Here is a 17,379-nt window from a genome sequence, read left to right as displayed (position 1 = left end):
GCTCCGTGCCGCCGGTCGGGGCGGGGAAAGTCGTCGGCGTACCGGCGGCGCCAAGCCGCCGCCGCCGCGGCCCGACCCACCCGAGCCATACGGGCGACGTCCCTCAGCGGCACCCAGTACCGGCACCGATCGCGTCGCGAACATGGCAAGCGGCCCATGGGTGGTTCACCCGCATGCGGGGCCGTGTGTGCGGGTTCCGGGCGTGGCTGCCTTGGCCCTGGCGGGGATGTCAGCAGTATCGGGATGTCCAGTTCCTTGGCTTCCGGAGTGGCTATGCGTCCTGTTGTGCGTTGGGTGTCGACGGCTCTGATGCTCGCTCTGGCCGGGCCGGCGCTGGCCGCCCACGCTGCGGTCGATGTCGGCACCGATCCGCCGAGCGTGCCGGCTCCCCTGCGCACGGCGCCGAACGCCATCCCGGGCCGCTTCATCGTCGCCCTGGAAACCACCGCTTCCGTGCGGGATGTCCTGCGGGCAGTGCCAGGGGTCAAGGTCGGACACACGTACTCCGGCGCCGTCAACGGGTTCTCGGCCACGCTCACCACCGCGCAGGTCGACACCATCCGCAGCCTTCCGGGCGTCCGCGCGGTGGAAGAGGACGCCGTGGTCGGCGCGCCGACAAGCAGCACGCGCCCCTCAGACGGCGCCCCCGTCCCCGCTTCCGCTTCCGGGCGGCGTGCTCCAGCAGCGAGCTGGGGCCTGGACCGCATCGACCAGCGGGCCCTGCCCCTGGACGGCCAGTACAACGCGACGGCCACCGGTAGCGGGGTGAACGCCTACGTCATCGACAGCGGCATCGACTTGGCGCACGCCGAGTTCGAAGGCCGTGTCGCCACAGGATTCGACGCGGTGGGCGACGGGCGCAACGGCCAGGATTGCAACGGTCACGGCACCCACGTCGCCGGAATCCTGGCCGGAAGCACCTACGGAGTCGCCCCGCAGGCCAACCTGACCGCTGTCCGTGTCCTCAACTGCGACAACACCGGCGCCCTCTCCGACGTCATCGCCGGCATCGACTACGTCGCCCTCCACGCCCAGCAGCCGGCCGTCGCCAACATCTCCATCGGCGCAGGGTTCTCCAGAACGGTCAACGAGGCCGTGAACCGGCTCGCCGAGCAGGGCATCGTCCCCACCGTGTCCGCCGGAAACGGATCCGAGGACGCCTGCACCCGCTCACCCGCCAGCGCCGAACGCAGCATCGCCGTCGGCTCCACCGAAGCCGACGACACCAAACGCGACACCAGCAACGTCGGTGACTGCGTGTGGATCTACGCACCGGGCGGCGACATCACCTCCGCGAAACTCGGCGGCGGCAGCGAAATCCAGGGCGGCACCTCCCAAGCAGCACCCCACGTCGCCGGAGTCGCCGCCCTCTACAAACAACTCCACCCCGCGGCCACCACCGAAACCGTCCGCCTATGGCTCTCCGAACAGTCCACCAAGAACACCATCACCGGCCTCCCCGCAGGCACCCCGAACCGGCTCCTCCACACGGGCGACCTCTAACTCGGCACGCCACGCAGGAGAGCCGACTCCCGCACGCGAGCGTCCAGCCCGATGGCGCGATCGGCCACCTGGCGGACCGCGGGCCGGTTCGGCGCAACACCTCCAGCTCCGGTCAGTCGTCGGAGCGAGTGGAGCAACTCTCCAAGATCGGCATGCGCTGGAACTGATGGGCGTCGTCGCCACCACAGCCGCCACGCTCGTGGCCATCCACCCGTCACCACCTTTATTGGTGCGGCAGTTGAGGCAAACGCCGGGCACTACGTGGTATGCGTGCCCGGATCAGGCGCCAGGGCGCTTCGAGAGGGCGTCGATGTACTCGTCGAACGTGGCGACCTTGTCTGCGGGCGGGATCTCCGCCTTGAGGCCGGTGCCGTAGGCGGTGTACTCCTCGACGATCGTCTCCTGGCCCTTTTGGCCCGAGCTGACTTCCCGGGACTTGGCCACGAGGTCGTCCTTGCCGACCCAGACGTCGATGACGGCCTGCTCCTTTCCGCCCTTGCGCATGACGTCGACGTACCAGTCGTGGCTCTCCTTGTTCATGGCGGGGCCCTGGTATTTGGCGAGTTCCGCGAAGTTCACCGTGCCCCGGTAGTGGTCGGTCGGACGGCCGCCGACCTGCTCCGCGCCGACCCATTTGGCGGAGCCCGTGGCATTGAGCGCGCCGAGGAATTCCGTCAGGAGCCCGCGCGAGCGAGACGTGTCGGTCTTCTTCCCGCCGGACGGGTCGATCTTGAACCAGTCCTTGCCGGGGATCTTGTCGGTCTTCGTGTACGCGCCGTCGGCCGTGTCGACGAGGTGCGTCTCGCCAGTCGGGTTCTCCGCGGTCTTCGTCCCGCGAATCATCATCGAGGAGACGAACGGTGTCCTCTGCCAGGCCATGTCGCTGGCGGGCCCCGCGGCGGAGCCGTCCGACTGGTGGGTCCGGTAGGAGTTCTGCTCACCGGTCTTCTTGGCGGCGGCTGCCAGAACCGCCGCGGCGTCCTTACGCTGCGACTCGCCCGTTTCACCCTTCGCGGCATCGCGGGAACCGGCGCCACCCCCACCGCAGGCGGTCAGGCCCATGGAAAGTACGACCACGCCGGCCACCGGTACGGCGCATGTTCTGATCCTGCGGACGGCCTTCACATTCCCCACCCTTTACCCATTCCTTAACCAAAACCTGGGTGAGCATATACACACATGTAGTGACGAGTGGAATCAATATCCGGTCGGTGCGGTGACGCGATGTCCTGGGGACGCCGGACATGATGCAGAACTGGCTTCGCATTCCAAGTAGTTGGGGTCGCCCGACTGGGGAGAGTGGCTGAACTCGCACTGGTCGCGAGCCCTGTGGGGCGTGGCGACGGGCCTTCAAATATCGTGGTCGTGCTGGTGTTCCGCAATCCGCAGCCAGCGGAAAGCCAGAAATTCACCGGTGGCACGTGCGTGCGGGGGTGCGCCTATCGCCGTTGGGTACGTGCACGTAGGCCCACACCGATCGGCGGCCACGAACTTGAACCCGGTCCGCCGGGCCCGACCTGCTTGACGGCGTTCCCCGGCGGCCCTCGTGTGCATCCGCCACGGCGTCCGGCGGAGAAGTACGAGTCGGGGCGCGGTACTCCGCCGCCCTCACGGACGGCAGAAGGAGCGAGAGCAGTGATCACGGTGGAACGCACCTTCCTCATCGAGCTTCCGCTGGACGCGTTGACGGCCTATCTGGAGGACTTCGGCCATGCCGAGGAATGGGACCCGGGCACGGTGCGCTGTCGCCGCGTCGACGAGGGACCCGTGCGGCCCGGCTCCAGCTGGCAGAACACCTCCCGCTTCCACGGGCGCACCACCGATCTGGTCTACCGCCTTGAGTCCCGCGGACCGCGACAGCTGGTGTTCACCGGGGTGAACAAGACCGTGACGGCCAGGGACGTCATGCGCTTCGAGGCCCGGTCGGCGACCGTCACTCGCCTTGCCTACACCGCCTCCCTGCGCGTCCGTGGCCTCGCCCGGCTGGCCGAACCGTTCCTGAGGCGGGAGTTCGAGACGCTCGCGGACAAGGTGGCGGACCGGTTGCCAGCCGCAGCCCTGGCACATGGGCACCAAGCCTGACGGCCCGGACCCGGCGGCCCCGGCACGCGCTGCCGGTCGAGCCTTGAAGCGGCTTCCTGGCGGGCAGGACACTGTCATGGACAAACCTGTGACCGGGGGCCCGACGCTGCGCGAGCGGCTCGGCTCGGCCCTCTTCAGCCGGGTGGCCGGACCCTCCGGCCCTGACAACCGCGCCCGGATCCACACCGCGCCCGGACCCCGCTGGTTCGGCCCCGAGCGGCCCGTGCGCACCGTGCACGGCGACGCCTCGATGTTCATCGGCGGTCTGAGCGCACTGCTGCTCCAATCCCTGCACCCCCTCGCCATGGCCGCCGTCGCAGCGCACTCCGGCTTCCGCGGGGATCCGTGGGGCAGGCTCCAGCGCACCAGCACCTTCCTGGCCGTCACCACCTACGGCACCGCCCAGGACGCTCAGGACGCTGTGGACCGGGTGCGGGCGGTCCATGCCCGGGTTCAGGGCACCACCGCGCGGGGTGAGTCGTACTCCGCGGCCAATCCGAGCCTGCTCGGCTGGGTCCACCTGGCCGAGGTGGACAGCTTCCTCCGGGCCCACCAGAGATTCGGTGCGTGCCCTCTGGACGCGGCCGGATGCGACGCCTACGTCGCCGACACCGCCCGGGTGGCGACGGCGCTGGGCGTCACGGACCCGCCCCGCGACACGGCCGCACTGGCGGAGCTGATGTCCCGGTACCGGACGGATCTGCGGGCCACGCCCGAGGCCCTCGACGCGGCCCGTTTCATCCTGCGCCACCCGCCGCTTCCCTGGCCCGCCCGCGTCCCGTACGCACTGCTCGCCGCGAACGCGGTCGCCCTCCTGCCCCCGTGGGCACCTGCCCTGCTGGGCCTGCGCTGCCCGAGGGGGCCGAAGGCGGCCTGCGTCCGTGTGACCGGCCACGGCCTGACGCGGACCATCCGGTGGGCTCTGACCCCACCGCCAGCGCCGCCGCTCGTCTGCTGATCTCCTCGCACCTGTTTCAAGAGCTGCACAAACGATGCGCCGAGCGAGTCTCCGAGCACGGAGCGACGATGTCCGCACGGGCAGGCCGGGCCGGAGCTGGGGCCACGGAAATCACCTCGCCCTCGCCGGCTGCGCAAGGCCGGCCTCCTGCACACACCGAGAGGCACCATGAGCACCTCACGTGTCCCGCCGGAGGAAACACCACCGGCGGAGGGATCGATTTCGGAAGTACATCGGGAACGTCCTGACGGAGGGATTTGGGAACATCCTCAGTGGTTCCTCTCCCTCATCGTGCTGGGCACCCTGCTCTTCGCCGCGTTCTTCCTGGCGCGACTCTTCGCCCTGTGAGCCGCCCCGCGCGGACCGCGGTCAGGGCGCGGCGGACCCGCGCTCGCGGTGTGCGGTGGTGACTTCCTCGATGTTGCCGATCCGGTCCAGGCCGCGTACCGCCGGGGTCATGCGCGGGTTGAGTTCGAGCCGGGAGCGGTGCCGGTCCAGGAAGGACCAGTACCCGACGGTGTAAGGGCAGGCCCGTTCGCCGGTGCGGTCGGTGGGCCGGTACCGGCAACCCCCGCACAGGTCGCTCATGCGGTGGATGTAGGCGCCGCCCGAGGTGTAGGGCTTGGTGGTCATCAGTCCGCCGTCCGCGTACTGGGACATGCCGACCACGTTGGGCAGCATCACCCAGTCGTATCCGTCGACGAAGCTCCGGTGGAACCAGTCCGTCACTTCGGCCGGGCTCCAGCCCTGCTGGAGGGCGTGGCTGCCCAGGATCATCAGCCGGGGAATGTGGTGCGTCCACCCCGTGTCCCGTACCTGCGCGAGCACGGTGGACAGGCATCGGGCCTCCACGGCGTCGGCGTCCAGGTCGGCGAACCACTCGGGCACCGGTGCGTGGTGGCGCAGGACATTGCGGTGCCGGTAGTCCTCGCCGAGGTGCCAGTAGAGGTTCCATACGTACTCGCGCCAGCCGCAGACCTGCCGGATGAAACCCTCCGCGCTGTTGAGCGGCACCTGTCCGGCCCGCCAGGCGTCCTCGGCCCGGCGCACGCATTCCCACGGGTCGAGGAGTCCCAGGTTGAGGGAGGACGACAGCAAGCTGTGGCTCATCACCGGGTCGCCGGCCAGCACGGCGTCCTCGTGGGCGCCGAAACCGGCGAGCCGGTGGCTGATGAACTGATCGAGCGCGGCCAGGGCTTCACGGCGGCTCGCGGGAAAGACGCGGGGCCCGTCGCGCCCCACGAAGGCGATTCCCTCCTCCCGTTCCCAGCGGTCGAGGTCACGTCGCACTTCCTCGTCGATCTCGTCCTCGCGGGGCCGGTACGGGGGTGGCGCGCCGAGCGTGGCCCGGCCGCGCGGCGGGGGCTCCCGGTTGTCGTGGTCCAGGTTCCAGCGGCCGCCGGCTGGCCGCCCCTCCTCCATGAGGATGTCGTGGGTGCGGCGGGTCTGTTCGTAGAGGTTCTCCTGGAGGAGGCGTCGGCCCTCCTGGCGCGCGGCCCAGTCGGCGAACTCACGGTGGCCGACGAGGAATCCGCGGGCCGGATGGATCGTGACCTGCGGCAGCGAGGACACCAGGCGCAGGGCGGCGCGTGACGTGGGGTGGTGCACGGAGACCGGTGCGTCGCCCACGGCTTCCGCGAGGCCCTCCCGGTAGGTGTCCGCCCTGACGTACCGAGCACGCTCACCGAGGTCGGCCGCACGGTGGCGCATGGCGCTGAGCACCAGATGGGCCTTGGCCCGATGGAACCGCCGACGCCGGAAGACGGCCCGGGACTCGATCAGCAGCCACCGGGTGTTCCTCGGCGTCCCACCGGCGGCCGTGGCGGTGAAGTGCGGGCCGAGCTGGTCGCCGAACAACCAGTGGACTGGACTCATGACCGCATCCCATCATCCCGGCCGGGGCCCGGCCCCGGCCGACACGGCCCGACACGGCCCGATGCGAGAGGCCCGGTTGGGACGAGTCAGTCTGCGAGAAGCTGTTCGATCAGGGTGAGCCCCGAACGCAGGCCCGTCAGGCGCCTGGTGTTGGCTCGCGGGACGCAGTTCCAGCCGGGCCCTGCCACCAGAAGCGCGGAGTGGAACCTCGCCCCCCTGACTCCCCACTTGATCCCCTCGACCGCACCCACCAGTTCCGCCGCGGCAGCGGGGCGGGCCTGGGCCCACACCACCACCAGCGAAGGGCCCACGCGTCGTACCGCCTCGATCAAGGCTTCCGCCGGAAGGGACGGACCGAACATCTTCACCGGCAGTCCGCGCTCGGTGAGGGCCGCCCACAGCGCTTCCAACGGAAGACTGTGGAGTTCGCCTGGCGCGCACGCCAGCAGGATCGGTCGGACGCTCTCGCGCAGCGGCGGGCGAGGCTCGTGCCGACGCCGCAGCGTCGAGGAGACCAGCCAGGACAACAGGTGCTCGACCTCGATGTACCGCTCGCCGGCGGACGCCCACTTGCGTCCGGCCGCGTGCAGCGTCGGCGCGATGATCTCCTCCCACGCCACGACGCAGCCGTGGTCCTCGATCGCCCGGTCCAAGAGGGCTTCCACCGCGTCCGCGTCCAGTCTCACCGCTGCCCGGGCGAGACCGCGGCACTCGGCGCGGACCGGCCCCAGCGGCAGTGTCGCGGGTCCTCCGGAGGGCCGCGCCCCGGTCGGGAGCGGATCTTCCTCGTACCGGAACTCTCCTGCGGCCTTCAGCCGGGCAGCTCGCGCGGCCTCCGCGGGCGGCACCCCCTGCCCGGTCAGATGGCACATCTCCTCCAGGCGCGCGATGTCCTCCGGAAGCCAGCGTCGATGCTTGCCCGCGACGCGTACAGCGGGACCGATCGCATAGCGCCGCTCCCACGAGCGCAGCGTTCCGGCCGCTACTCCCAGGCGCTGTGCCACGGCCCCCGTGCTCATCCCGACCACCGGCGACATCAGGGCTTGCCCTTCGGCGCTCACGAGTTCAGGTACCAGATCGACCCGTTGAGCGCGGTGGCGAAGGCGACCCACAACAGGTAGGGGACGAGCAGAAGCGCAGCAACACGGCTCAGCCGCCGAAACAGGGCGACCGTGGTGGCGAGCGCGGCCAGCAGCAGGACGATGTCCAGCAGCGCGAGCCCGTATTGGCGGGCCGCGAAGAACAGCGGGGTCCAGGCGAGATTGAGGGCGAGCTGTACCGACCACCACGTGTGGGCGCGCCGCACGCGCGGGCGATCCCGGTCCCGCCCGACCAACCAGGCCGCCACCGCCATCATCCCGTAGAGCGCCGTCCAGACGGGCCCGAACACCCAGCCCTGCGGAGCCCATCCGGGCCGCTCCAGCGCCTCGTACACCTCACCCGCGTCGGCGGAGGCCAGCGCTCCCAGGGCCGCGACGCCGTAGCTCACGACGAGGAAACCCGCGAGAGCCCACCACCGCCCCGATCGCCGTGGGTGGGCCGGAGCCTGCTGCGGTGATGGTGCGGGTGCGGGTGTCGGTGCGGGTGTCGGTGCGGGTGTCGGTGCGGGTGTCGCGGGATCTAGCACGGCCGGCTCCCGGTGGTTTCGATGACGTCTGGCGCGCGGAGCGACCTGTGGCGGACGCGGCCGGCACGTGTTCCGCGCCGGCACCGCTCCGTTGCGACCTACACGTCTCCTCTTCGCCTGCCGCCCCGTTGTCGGATGCGCGGGCAGGGTGCGCTTCTCGGCGGCGGCGCGGTGGGGGCCACCAGCCCCTCGTGCCAGGCGGGCCTTTGAGAGGCCGTTGATCTCGAAGGTGATCCACCCGCGACGGGTGGAAGGGCAGGAAGCCGGGGATCGCGGGATGGTTCGTCTCCAGTACCCGGACCGAGGTGCGGGTGTCCGCCGCGGACCCGTCGTATTCGGCGACCACGTGCCGGCCGTCCGCCTCGCAGCACGGCGGTCGCGGGAGGTCCCACACGGACTCGGCAGGCCCGCCCGACAGCCCGGTCCCGTTCACGGCCCCTCCCCGTGGCGCGCGGCGGGAGCCGCGCCCTGGAGCTGGTCGACCATGGTGTGCACGGCATCGGCCGGGTCGCCGCCCCTCGGCAAGGCGGGCGGCAGCCCCACCACCGACCGGTCCGCGAAGCCCGTCTCCAGGTGAGGGAGCCGAAAATCGAACACCCGTAGGCGCCGGACCCGCCCCTCGCGACCCAGGACTCCGAGCCAGCAGCTCAGGGCCGCTTTGGCAGCCGCGTAGTCGGCCATGTTGAGCATCGGCCGGTCCACAACCGCTCCCGTCACGGCGGCCAGGAACCCGCCGTCCGCCACTCGTGCGACCGCACCGCGCAGCACAGCGGCCGGACACAGCACGTTGACGGCGAAAAGGTGCTCGGCGACGGCATCGGGCACCTCCTCCGCCCGCCCGAACCCGGCCACCCCCACCGTGACCAGTACACCGTCCAGTCCTCCCAGCTCCTGCCCCGCCCACGCGGCCAAGGAAGCACAGCCGTCCAGGTCGTACGCATCGAATCCGCGTGCCGGAGCCCCGCCGAGCTCGGTGGTCAGGCCGGCCAGCCGGTCCGTACTGCGGCCGGCGAGAGCGACCACGGCGCCGCGGGCCCGCAGCTCGCGGGCCGCGAGCCCGCCAAGGACCCCGCTGGCCCCCGCCACGAGTACCCGCGCTCCACGCATACCCGGCCCGGACGCAGCCGCAGTGTGATCCATCCTGTTCCTCCGTGCCCTACAGTCCGACGATCCGTGCTCGTCGACGGTGCGCTTCGGCCGTTACCCTCGCCGGACGGGGTCTCCTCCGGCATCACAGGACGGGCGCTCCTTTCAGGACGTGCTCGCTCCTCAACCGTCCGCCGCCGGCCGTCCGCGCGCACCCGGCACCGTTCATGCACCGCTTGGCGCCACGGCTGCTCGTCGGCTGACCCGCTGTCCCGTTCCCGGTCTCGGTCTCGGCCTCCGCCCCGGCCTCGGAGTCAGGCCATCAATGCGGTCAGCTGATGAGCGGCTCGTCGGGGACCGTGTGCGTGTACGTGGCCGCGCAGCTCTTCGAGAGCATGTCTGGGGGCATCCAGGAGTGCGGAGACCGCCCGGCCCGCTCCCTTGAAGTCCAGCCGGTGCGGGTCGAGGCACAGGCCCGCCCCGGACCGTTCGGCATCGTGGGCGACGGAGAACTGATCGCTGGAAAAGGGCAGCACCAGGGCAGGCACGCCGGCTGCCAGGCATTCGGTGAAGGAGTTGTTGCCTCCGTGATGGACCATGGCGTCCACCTGCCGGAGCAGTGCCTGCTGCGGTACGGTCGCGGCCACCGCGACCCGGGGGCCCGAAAGACCCGCCAGTGCCTCTGCCTGGTCACCGGCTGCGAGGATCACCGAAGTGTCGGGGCGCTCGGCGAGAATTCCCCGGGTCACGCACTCCAGTACGTCCCGCCGGGCCGATAGGAAGGTCCCCAGCGCGACCAGGACCAGACGCCGGCCGCCCTGGCGCAGTCGGCCCACTTCGGAGCTCCAAAAGGGGCCCGGGTCGAGTGCGCCGGTGGGAGTGAGGTGCCCGGTGAATACGTAGGCGGGGCCTTCGGGGCGCGGAGGCAGCCAGCCCAACCGGGGGTAGTTCAGCACGACGGCGTGCGGAGAGCACAGAGTGAACGCCCGGCTCGGCACGGGTCGGTGTGGCGCGTGGCGGGCGATGAAGCGTGCGAACAGCGCGGTGAACGAGTGGTCGTTCCTCTGTGCTTCTCCGCGCAACGTTCGCAGGTCCGCGGCGGTCGGCCGCACTGCCCGGGGCCATGCGTAGGGCACGCCGAACAGAGCGCCCGGTGCAGCCGGTAGATAGCTCGGATGGCCCGGGCAGAAGGTCGCGTACGGCAGGTCCAGACAGTGCAGGGCCAGTGTCACGGCGTAGCTCAGCTGGTCGACGACGTACCAGTCGGCCGGGCGCCGGGCGTGCAGCGCCCGTAGCTCGGTCAGGACCCGTTCAGGCGCGGCCAGCATGTCCGCCCTGCGGTGCCGGGCCTGGACCAGCAGGGCGGGAACGGCGCCGGCCCGGGTCGCGTCCAAGAACTCCTCCAGGCGCCTGGCCTCGCCCTCGGCCTGGACCGTGCGCCGTGCGATGCCCGTGTTCGCGTTGCGGCCGACCCTCAGCGGCGCGAATTCCACCCCCGCGTTCTCGGCCAGGGGTGCGAAACCCTCCGCGCAGGCGAACGTGACCTCGGCTCCCGCTGCCCGGAGCTCACCGGCCAGCACGGACAAGGGAGCGGCGTGCGAGTGGAACGGCGGAGCGATCACGGTGACGCGCGGCATGGGGGACCTACTTCCGGCAGACGGTTTCCGGATCCTCTTCTGCGGCAGCCCCGCGTCTGGAGGCAGCTGCCGGACGGACACCTGCCCGCATCCGAAATCGTCGGCTCGCCCGAAGGAGTGGTGACCATCCGCCCGAGCGAGAGCAGCGCCCCTTGGACACGCACACCCCGGAGGACGGGGCCGACCCCTTCGTAGCGGCCCGCCAGAGCTTTTGGGCTCCCGAGGCACCTTTGCGGATCCCCCTCGCCCCGGGCACCCTGGCGTCCTTCCTGCACGCCGAGTACCTCCCGGGACACCGCGAGCATCCGGTCCGCCTCCTTGCCGATCCACTGGACGAGAGGATCGCCTCGCTGCGCCGCGACCTGAGGCTCCGACGGGCCCTCGCGCCCGAAGAGCTCTTGGCCGCAGCGCTGCGCGGGGACCACAGGCTGCGCAGTACGGTGACGGAGGCCTGGACCCTCTCGCTCGCCCCGAGGGACACCGAGCGTGTCCGCCTCACACTGCGCGACGAGATCCTGCGCTGCACGGATCCCGGCACCCTGGCCCACCTGATCGACCTCGCCACCGCAGGGCGACTGCACGTGCTGGAGCCTCTCCAGTGGGCCGAACTGCTCCGCGGTCACCTTCTCAACGCACGGCCGGCCAGATTCGCCCTGTGGCGCCACCTCGCTGGCCACCCCGACCTGCGACAGATCCTTCCGCCACCCGACACGGCCGCAGACGCCTACGAACGCCTGCTGCTCGCGGCCGCGGGCGGCGACCGGTTGTTCGAATCTCCTGCCCTGCCGAACGGAGACGGGCTGCTGGTGGTCCAGTCGATGTTGCTCGGCGAGATGGACAGTCCCGGGGAGGGCAGCAGCGGAGGTCTCGGAGTCCTTCTCGCCGGTCTGGGCGACGCACTCGCGCGCACGCGGGGCATCGATGCGGTCATCACTCTGGTGACCAAGGACGCGCGGGAACTCGGTGAGGAGCCCGACCTCCTGCGCGGCCGGGGAGCCGGCCATTGGACGCTCACCCTGCCGACCGCCCCGCACGACGAGGCAACTGCCACGATTCCCGCCGGAACCGCTCTGACCTGGTGGACGAACAGGGTCCTTGAGGGATTGGGCCGGCGGCCCGACCTCGTCCATGTCAGATACGCGGACGACGGGTCCCTCGCGGTGGCCGAAGCCGCCCGGCAGCAGGGCGCACGCCTGATCTTCACCGCGACCCCCGATCCGCACCGCCGCGTCAGCGAGCGGCACGCGGGACGCACAGTGGACAGCGAGAGCGAGAGCGAAACCGAGGAACTGCGCCAAGACCTTCACCGGATCTTCGCGGCGGACAGACTCGTGGACCGCGCCGACGAAGTCGTCGGCATCCCCGGTCGGGGCGGCACCGTCGAGTTGGTCCGCTACTTCCCACAGCTCGCCGCGGTCAGAGGAGGGGCCGGACCCAGCGCGCCTCAGGAGGGGATCACCGCGTATCGGCCCGCCGACGACGAAGCGCTGAGACAGCAGCACTTGTTGCAGGGCCTCTTCGCCGCCGGACGTCCCTGCGCGCTGGACCCCGCCGCGCGCGACCTTCCCCTCCTGCTCACCGTGGGGCGCCTCCACCCCCTCAAACAGCAGCAGGTCCTGGTCCGCGCGTGGATCGAATCCGGTCTCCACCTCCGTTCGACGCTGGTCGTCGTCGGCGGAGCGGCCCGGGCGGACGGAAGGGACGCGGCAGAGCGGGAGGTGCGCTCGGCCATCGCCGACCTGGTCGACGAGCACCCGGACGCGGCCGCACGACTGGCGCTGGTACCGGCGATGCCCAACGACCTGGTCCGGTGCCTGGAGCGTGCGTTGGCCGGTTCGGACACCACGGGCCGAGCTCATTACGTCTGCCCCAGTGCGAAGGAGGAGTTCGGCATCGCCGTCTTGGAGGCCATGGACGCGGGCCTGCCGGTCGCGGGCACCAGCCGGGGCGGCATCGCGCACTACGTGCAGGACGCGGTCAACGGAATCCTCCTGAACACCTCGTCGTCCGAAAGCCTCGCCGGAGGGCTGGAACGCCTGTTGGAGCTGGACCAGGCGGTCGTCGACGACATGACCCGCCGCGCCCGGGCCACGGTCCGGGCGCGCTACTCCATCGACGCCGCGGCTTCGGCGTTCGCCTCTGTCTACACCCGGCTGCCGGGGACCGGAACGGCGGCCCACCGTGTGTGAGCCGTCCCCGGCGACAAGGGAGTGAGAACCACGTGCAGTAGTCCCCCCGACGCCCTCTTGCTGAGGAAGGTCGCGCCGTGCGGGGGGGTGCCCCTATCTCTTTGGTCAAGGCAGTGAGGCGTCTGCAAAGACTCTGGGGCGTCAGTGGTCCGCGACAGGTGCGATAGTTGGCGCCGTGCCAGGCGAATAGGCTTGCTAACTGCGGGGGAACGGGTGGAGCGGATCACTGAGGACCAGGTCAACCGGCTGGTCCGTTTCGTGTGGGACCGCATCCCTGACCCGGCTTCGCTTCAAGGCGAAGCCCGTCGCACGGCGACAGCCCTTCGTCTGGCCGCGGACAAGCAGATCCTTGCAGTGCGCTTTCATCAGGCCGCTCCGCCCGCGAACGGGGCAACGACTGATGTGGCAGCCGCTGCGTGGAACCTTTTGGTCGCCTTCGCTGGGATCTGGCACAACCACCCTGAGTTCCCCGCTGATGCCGCCAGGGAGACGTTCGAGTTTGACTGCGATGCGCCTCTCTAGCGGGTCTCACGCCGTTGTGGCGGGCCGGGATTCGTAGAAGGGTCCGTCGCGGAGCATGGCGAAGAGGACGTCGGCTCGGCGTCGGGCGAGGCAGAGCAGGGCCTGGGTGTGGTGCTTGCCCTGTGCAATTTTCTTGTCGTAGTAGGCACGGGAGGCCGGGTAGGCCAAGGAGGCGAACGCGGAGAGGAAGAAGGCCCGTTTGAGCTGCTTGTCTTCGCGTCTGGAGGGCTGTTCGCCGCGGATCGATGAGCCCGAGCTGCGGGTCGCGGGGGCGAGTCCCGCGTAGGCGGCGAGGTGGCCGGCGGTCGGGAAGGTGCTGCCGTCGCCGACCTCGATCAGAATGCGGGCTCCGGTCCTGACGCCGACTCCCGGCATGGACGTCAGGACCTTCGAAAGAGGGTGGGCGTCCAGGAGTTCCTCGATCCGCCCGGCCAGCAGTTTGCGCTGGTCAAGGACGGCGGCCAGGGATCCGGCCAGGCTCGGGACGATCAGCGCGGCCGCCTCGGTGCCGGTCACCACCACGGTCTGCTCGTCCAGCGCGGTAAAGATGTCCTCGACCAGCCGCTCGGCCATCCTCGGGGCCTTCGGCCGCAGCAGGGTAACCAGGCGGCGCCGTCCGGCCTTGTGTATCTGGGCCGGCGACCCGAACCGTTCCAGCAGGGTCAGGACGGCCGGGCGCTGCAACCGCGGCCCGAGCACCCGCTCCAGCGAGGGATGGATCTGGGTCAGCAGGCCGTGCAGGCGGTTGGCGACGCGGGTCGCTTCGCCGGCGAGGTCGTCGTCGAAGCCGACGATCATCTCCAGCTCGGCGATCGTCTCGTCCTGGCCGTCGATCGCCCGCAGCGTGTGAGGCATCGCGCGGGACGCGTCCGCGATGATGAACGCGTCCTTCGCATCCGTCTTGGCCTCGCCCGGGTAGAGGTCGGCGATCCGCCGCATCGTCAGCCCGGGAAGGTAGGCGACCGGGCAGCCCATGTCGCGGGCGACGGCCAGCGGCAGGGCTCCGATCGAGGCCGGCTGATCGACCACGACCAGCACCGTTCCGTGCTTGGCCTGCAACTTCGCGAACAGCTCGCGGAGCTTGGGCTCGGTGTTGGGCAGGCGCTTGTCGAAGGCTTTCTTCCCGGCTGGTGTGACGGCGGTGGCGTGGTGTTCGCCTTTGCCGACGTCCAGGCCGAGGAAGACGTCGATGTCGCTGGTGTCGATCACGTGCAGGCCCCTCCATCACGCTTTCGTCCGGCCTTGCCTCGGCACCGAGCTGCCACACCCACGTTACGGAGAGCTCTTCCGGCCCGGGTGAAGCCGGTGCTCAAGCCCCTCATCAGCGGTCCGTCGATGCCTCCGGGCCCGGTGACACCACCCCCCGGATCATCAACTGCAACAAGGGGGGAAGTCATGCCGGACCCGAAGGCCGGTAGCCCCATTGCGGAGCCACGAAGACGGTAACGGGGGGGAACGCGCCACGACGACGCGTTCCCCCGCACGGTCACGACGAGTTTTCGGCTGAGCCGAGCGAGCTGGTCGTAGCCGCGGGTGATGTGCGAGAGGCGGAGTGGGCTGCCCGACCGGTGAGCACTGGAAGCGCCTGCGAGGACCGGCCTGGTTCGTGGTGCGTGTGGCGGCTCTGCCAATACGGGTTGTCGTGCGGCAGTTTGCTCGAAACACGGCCGTACATCCCGAACGTCATGATGATCAGCCCCATGACGAAGCTGAACAGCACGTTGCTCATGCCGAGGCCGAGGAAATTGGCGCCCTTGTCGAGGACGAAGATGTGCGCAAAACCGCTGAGGAGGAACAGGGCTCCCACCGTGATGTTGAGGGTGGAGGCAAAGTTGCCACCGATGAAGGCTCCAGCGGCAAGTGCGAGCCCGACGACCAGCGAGATGACGCTGAGGGTCGTGTTGGTGGTCATCCCCGCGATCTTCTCGCCGCGGGTGTCGAACGGGCTCAGGGCGTCCGCGAAGCCCAGCACCCCGAAACCGATCAGGATCAGGCCGCAGAGCAGGGCGCCGTACCGGTAGATGGTGGCCAGACGGTGATCGACAGGTAGCTCGTCGCTCAGCCTCATGTCAGCTCCTATGAGAGATCGTTTCCGTGCGCTGCGATGTCACCGTTCGTAGTTCGCGAGGGCCAAGCCGAGGCCGAAGAACGTGGGTGCCCACTCCCCCACGAAGATGCCCCACCGGTCCGCACGCTCGATGTCCTCGCGGCTGTTGGAAGCGAGCCACGATGCCAGCGACAGACCGATGGACAGGGTGGCCGCCGTATAGGCGTGCTCGCTCCTCACGCCCGCGTCGTGCAGCTTTTTGACGATCATGACGACGTCTCCTTCTGGTTCATTCCGCGAGGAGCCCCCGACCCTCCCGAAGGGGTACCTGACGAGCACAACCTATTCTCGGTGCGCAGAATCGACTCCTTGCACCCTTTATGCATCACTTTCGCCGCATTCCACTGCGCAGCCCAAGTCCGCAATCGCCGCCGCCAGCACCTCGGCGTCGGTGTAGTCCTCCCCGCACTCCCCCGCCGTGGGCAGCCCGCTCTCGCGGAACGGCACGTCCCGGAATCGGACCAGCCGAGGAGGCGCGGGCTGCCGGTCAAGCCGCAGGAGCCCCGTGCGTACGGCGTGCGCGCACGGGGTGGTTGCCCACCGAGCGAGGCTGTGGTGCGAGCAGCAGCGCGCCCACCTCCCGCCATCCCCCGGACCACCCATCACGTCGAGCAGTTGTCCGTCGAGCGGGCCGCCCATCAGCTCGACGTACGCGTGTCTCGGCTCCGGCCCCGCGGCCGGACCGTCAGGCCATCTACGCGCTACGCGTGATGGCGTGCTGGGCAGGAACGCCAGACCTGCGGATCGGAGGGCCCAGGATGCCATCGATGTCCGTTGAGGCGACGTCGAGGAGATCCTGCCCGAATAGGCACAGGGAGCCCTCCCAGGGGTGCCCGAAGCTGCCGGTCAGGAAGTCCTCCGAGAGGAAGATGTAGTAGTCGCCATCGGGATAGGGGCTCAGGGGCCAACTCTTCTGCCTCGAACCTCCGACGAAATGCGGTGAGAAGCGGAACGAGGCGTGTTGCCAGTCCAGCGCGAACAGCGTGTCTTGCGGAGGGACACAGACTGTCAGCGCCTGCTCGACCACCTCGACAAGTCGATCCAGCCGCTCGTCGGCAGGGTCGTCGTCCAAGGAGCTCAAGCTCCAGGTGACCGAGTTGACGGGCTCCTTGATCGCTGGCCATGTGGCTGGGTTCATGCCGGGCCGAAAATCGAACTCTGCGTAGAAGCGGTCCCATACAACACGGTGCTCGACTTCCGGCAGTTGGACCACAGGTTCATTCGGCATCCACAGATCCTACCGACCGGCCCCCTGGGCAAGCGCGAGCAGAGCGTTCACGGAGCTCCGGGCAGAGCGGTTTTCGGAGATTGGCCTCACCGGCCCGGCCGGAGATGGGGCGGGCTGCGGCGGGTTCACCGCGCCCCGGTCCCGGCCGCGGTGGCGGCCTGACGCAGCAGCAGACCGGCATCGTCCGCCGCCCCGCGCGGTGCGCGGGGCGCGGGGCGCACCGACGCCCGCCGTCCCGCCCGAGCCCGGCCCGTCAGCGTGCGGTCGCCCGGCGCCCGGCCGGTTTAGTCACAGCCATCGCCCTGGTCCCGGCCGCCCAGGGCTTCCAAGACGCCATGGGTAAGTGACTCAAAGCCCTCGCTGCCGCCCCCGCCGTCATCGCGGTCATCGGATTCTGGGTCATCGGCGCGAGCGGCGGACCACCGGACGGCGCCTGGGGCAGCAACCCGGGCGGCTCCTCCGACGGCGCCAGCCTCTGACGGCAGGGAGGCCGCCGGCTCCCCATGCAGGTGTGCCTTCAGATCGTCGTGCGGCCCCTCGGTCAGCACGGGGGGGGTACGGGCTC

The 17,379-nt window shown here is 70.2% G+C and carries 15 protein-coding genes; 5 read left to right on the top strand and 10 right to left on the bottom strand.

Annotation, left to right across the window (positions count from 1 at the left end):
* The first annotated feature begins 294 nt into the window (after window positions 1-294).
* Window positions 295-1,503 (top strand): S8 family peptidase, encoded by a 1,209-nt coding sequence (locus tag ACIQWR_RS38395; RefSeq protein WP_404019820.1) that lies wholly within the window; start codon window positions 295-297, stop codon window positions 1,501-1,503.
* A 279-nt stretch (window positions 1,504-1,782) separates the two neighbouring features.
* Here ACIQWR_RS38395 and ACIQWR_RS38390 read toward each other — a convergent pair whose 3' ends face one another.
* Window positions 1,783-2,637: a hypothetical protein gene (locus ACIQWR_RS38390; RefSeq protein ID WP_404019818.1), complete on the bottom strand. Its 855-nt coding sequence runs from the start codon at window positions 2,635-2,637 to the stop codon at window positions 1,783-1,785.
* Between the two features lie 501 nt (window positions 2,638-3,138).
* On the opposite strand from ACIQWR_RS38390, the gene ACIQWR_RS38385 reads away from it, so the two are divergent.
* The 3 genes from ACIQWR_RS38385 to ACIQWR_RS38375 all read left to right on the top strand — a co-directional run bounded on the left by ACIQWR_RS38385 (window position 3,139) and on the right by ACIQWR_RS38375 (window position 4,891).
* A complete protein-coding gene (locus tag ACIQWR_RS38385) occupies window positions 3,139-3,585 on the top strand; it encodes an SRPBCC family protein (protein WP_404019816.1) in 447 nt (148 codons plus the stop codon).
* 76 nt (window positions 3,586-3,661) lie between these two features.
* Window positions 3,662-4,543 (top strand): oxygenase MpaB family protein, encoded by an 882-nt coding sequence (locus tag ACIQWR_RS38380; RefSeq protein WP_404019813.1) that lies wholly within the window; start codon window positions 3,662-3,664, stop codon window positions 4,541-4,543.
* A 168-nt stretch (window positions 4,544-4,711) separates the two neighbouring features.
* Window positions 4,712-4,891 (top strand): DUF6480 family protein, encoded by a 180-nt coding sequence (locus tag ACIQWR_RS38375; RefSeq protein ID WP_404019810.1) that lies wholly within the window; start codon window positions 4,712-4,714, stop codon window positions 4,889-4,891.
* Between the two features lie 21 nt (window positions 4,892-4,912).
* On the opposite strand, the gene ACIQWR_RS38370 is transcribed toward ACIQWR_RS38375, so the two are convergent.
* The 5 genes from ACIQWR_RS38370 to ACIQWR_RS38350 all read right to left on the bottom strand — a co-directional run bounded on the left by ACIQWR_RS38370 (window position 4,913) and on the right by ACIQWR_RS38350 (window position 10,768).
* Entirely contained in the window at window positions 4,913-6,418 is a 1,506-nt protein-coding gene (locus ACIQWR_RS38370) for a cryptochrome/photolyase family protein (protein ID WP_404019808.1), read from the bottom strand.
* An 86-nt stretch (window positions 6,419-6,504) separates the two neighbouring features.
* Window positions 6,505-7,422 carry a MerR family transcriptional regulator gene (locus tag ACIQWR_RS38365; protein WP_404019805.1) on the bottom strand — a complete coding sequence of 306 codons (918 nt, stop codon included), beginning with the start codon at window positions 7,420-7,422 and terminating at the stop codon, window positions 6,505-6,507.
* 53 nt (window positions 7,423-7,475) lie between these two features.
* The gene (locus ACIQWR_RS38360; RefSeq protein WP_404019801.1) at window positions 7,476-7,907 is read right to left on the bottom strand and encodes a TspO/MBR family protein; all 432 of its coding nucleotides are present in this window, start codon (window positions 7,905-7,907) and stop codon (window positions 7,476-7,478) included.
* A gap of 567 nt (window positions 7,908-8,474) precedes the next feature.
* Window positions 8,475-9,131, bottom strand: a complete 657-nt coding sequence (locus ACIQWR_RS38355) for an SDR family NAD(P)-dependent oxidoreductase (protein ID WP_404019799.1) — start codon at window positions 9,129-9,131, stop codon at window positions 8,475-8,477.
* Between the two features lie 314 nt (window positions 9,132-9,445).
* Window positions 9,446-10,768 carry a glycosyltransferase gene (locus ACIQWR_RS38350; protein ID WP_404019796.1) on the bottom strand — a complete coding sequence of 441 codons (1,323 nt, stop codon included), beginning with the start codon at window positions 10,766-10,768 and terminating at the stop codon, window positions 9,446-9,448.
* Window positions 10,769-10,920: 152 nt separating this feature from the next.
* Here ACIQWR_RS38350 and ACIQWR_RS38345 point away from each other — a divergent pair, with 152 nt between their 5' ends.
* Window positions 10,921-12,957 (top strand): glycosyltransferase, encoded by a 2,037-nt coding sequence (locus tag ACIQWR_RS38345; protein WP_404019793.1) that lies wholly within the window; start codon window positions 10,921-10,923, stop codon window positions 12,955-12,957.
* A 528-nt stretch (window positions 12,958-13,485) separates the two neighbouring features.
* Here ACIQWR_RS38345 and ACIQWR_RS38340 read toward each other — a convergent pair.
* The 4 genes from ACIQWR_RS38340 to ACIQWR_RS38325 form a co-directional block, all read right to left on the bottom strand.
* Window positions 13,486-14,688 (bottom strand): IS110 family transposase, encoded by a 1,203-nt coding sequence (locus ACIQWR_RS38340; RefSeq protein ID WP_404019790.1) that lies wholly within the window; start codon window positions 14,686-14,688, stop codon window positions 13,486-13,488.
* A 277-nt stretch (window positions 14,689-14,965) separates the two neighbouring features.
* Window positions 14,966-15,547 (bottom strand): DUF4383 domain-containing protein, encoded by a 582-nt coding sequence (locus ACIQWR_RS38335; protein WP_404019787.1) that lies wholly within the window; start codon window positions 15,545-15,547, stop codon window positions 14,966-14,968.
* 39 nt (window positions 15,548-15,586) lie between these two features.
* Window positions 15,587-15,796, bottom strand: a complete 210-nt coding sequence (locus ACIQWR_RS38330; protein ID WP_404019784.1) for a hypothetical protein — start codon at window positions 15,794-15,796, stop codon at window positions 15,587-15,589.
* A gap of 484 nt (window positions 15,797-16,280) precedes the next feature.
* Window positions 16,281-16,814: a DUF2716 domain-containing protein gene (locus ACIQWR_RS38325; RefSeq protein WP_404019781.1), complete on the bottom strand. Its 534-nt coding sequence runs from the start codon at window positions 16,812-16,814 to the stop codon at window positions 16,281-16,283.
* Between the last annotated feature and the right edge of the window lie 565 nt (window positions 16,815-17,379).

Source organism: Streptomyces sp. NPDC098789 (assembly GCF_044759975.1).
Taxonomy (GTDB): domain Bacteria; phylum Actinomycetota; class Actinomycetes; order Streptomycetales; family Streptomycetaceae; genus Streptomyces.
The sequence above is the reverse complement of the archived record's forward strand: the minus strand, read 5'-3'. Positions and strand labels throughout refer to the sequence as shown.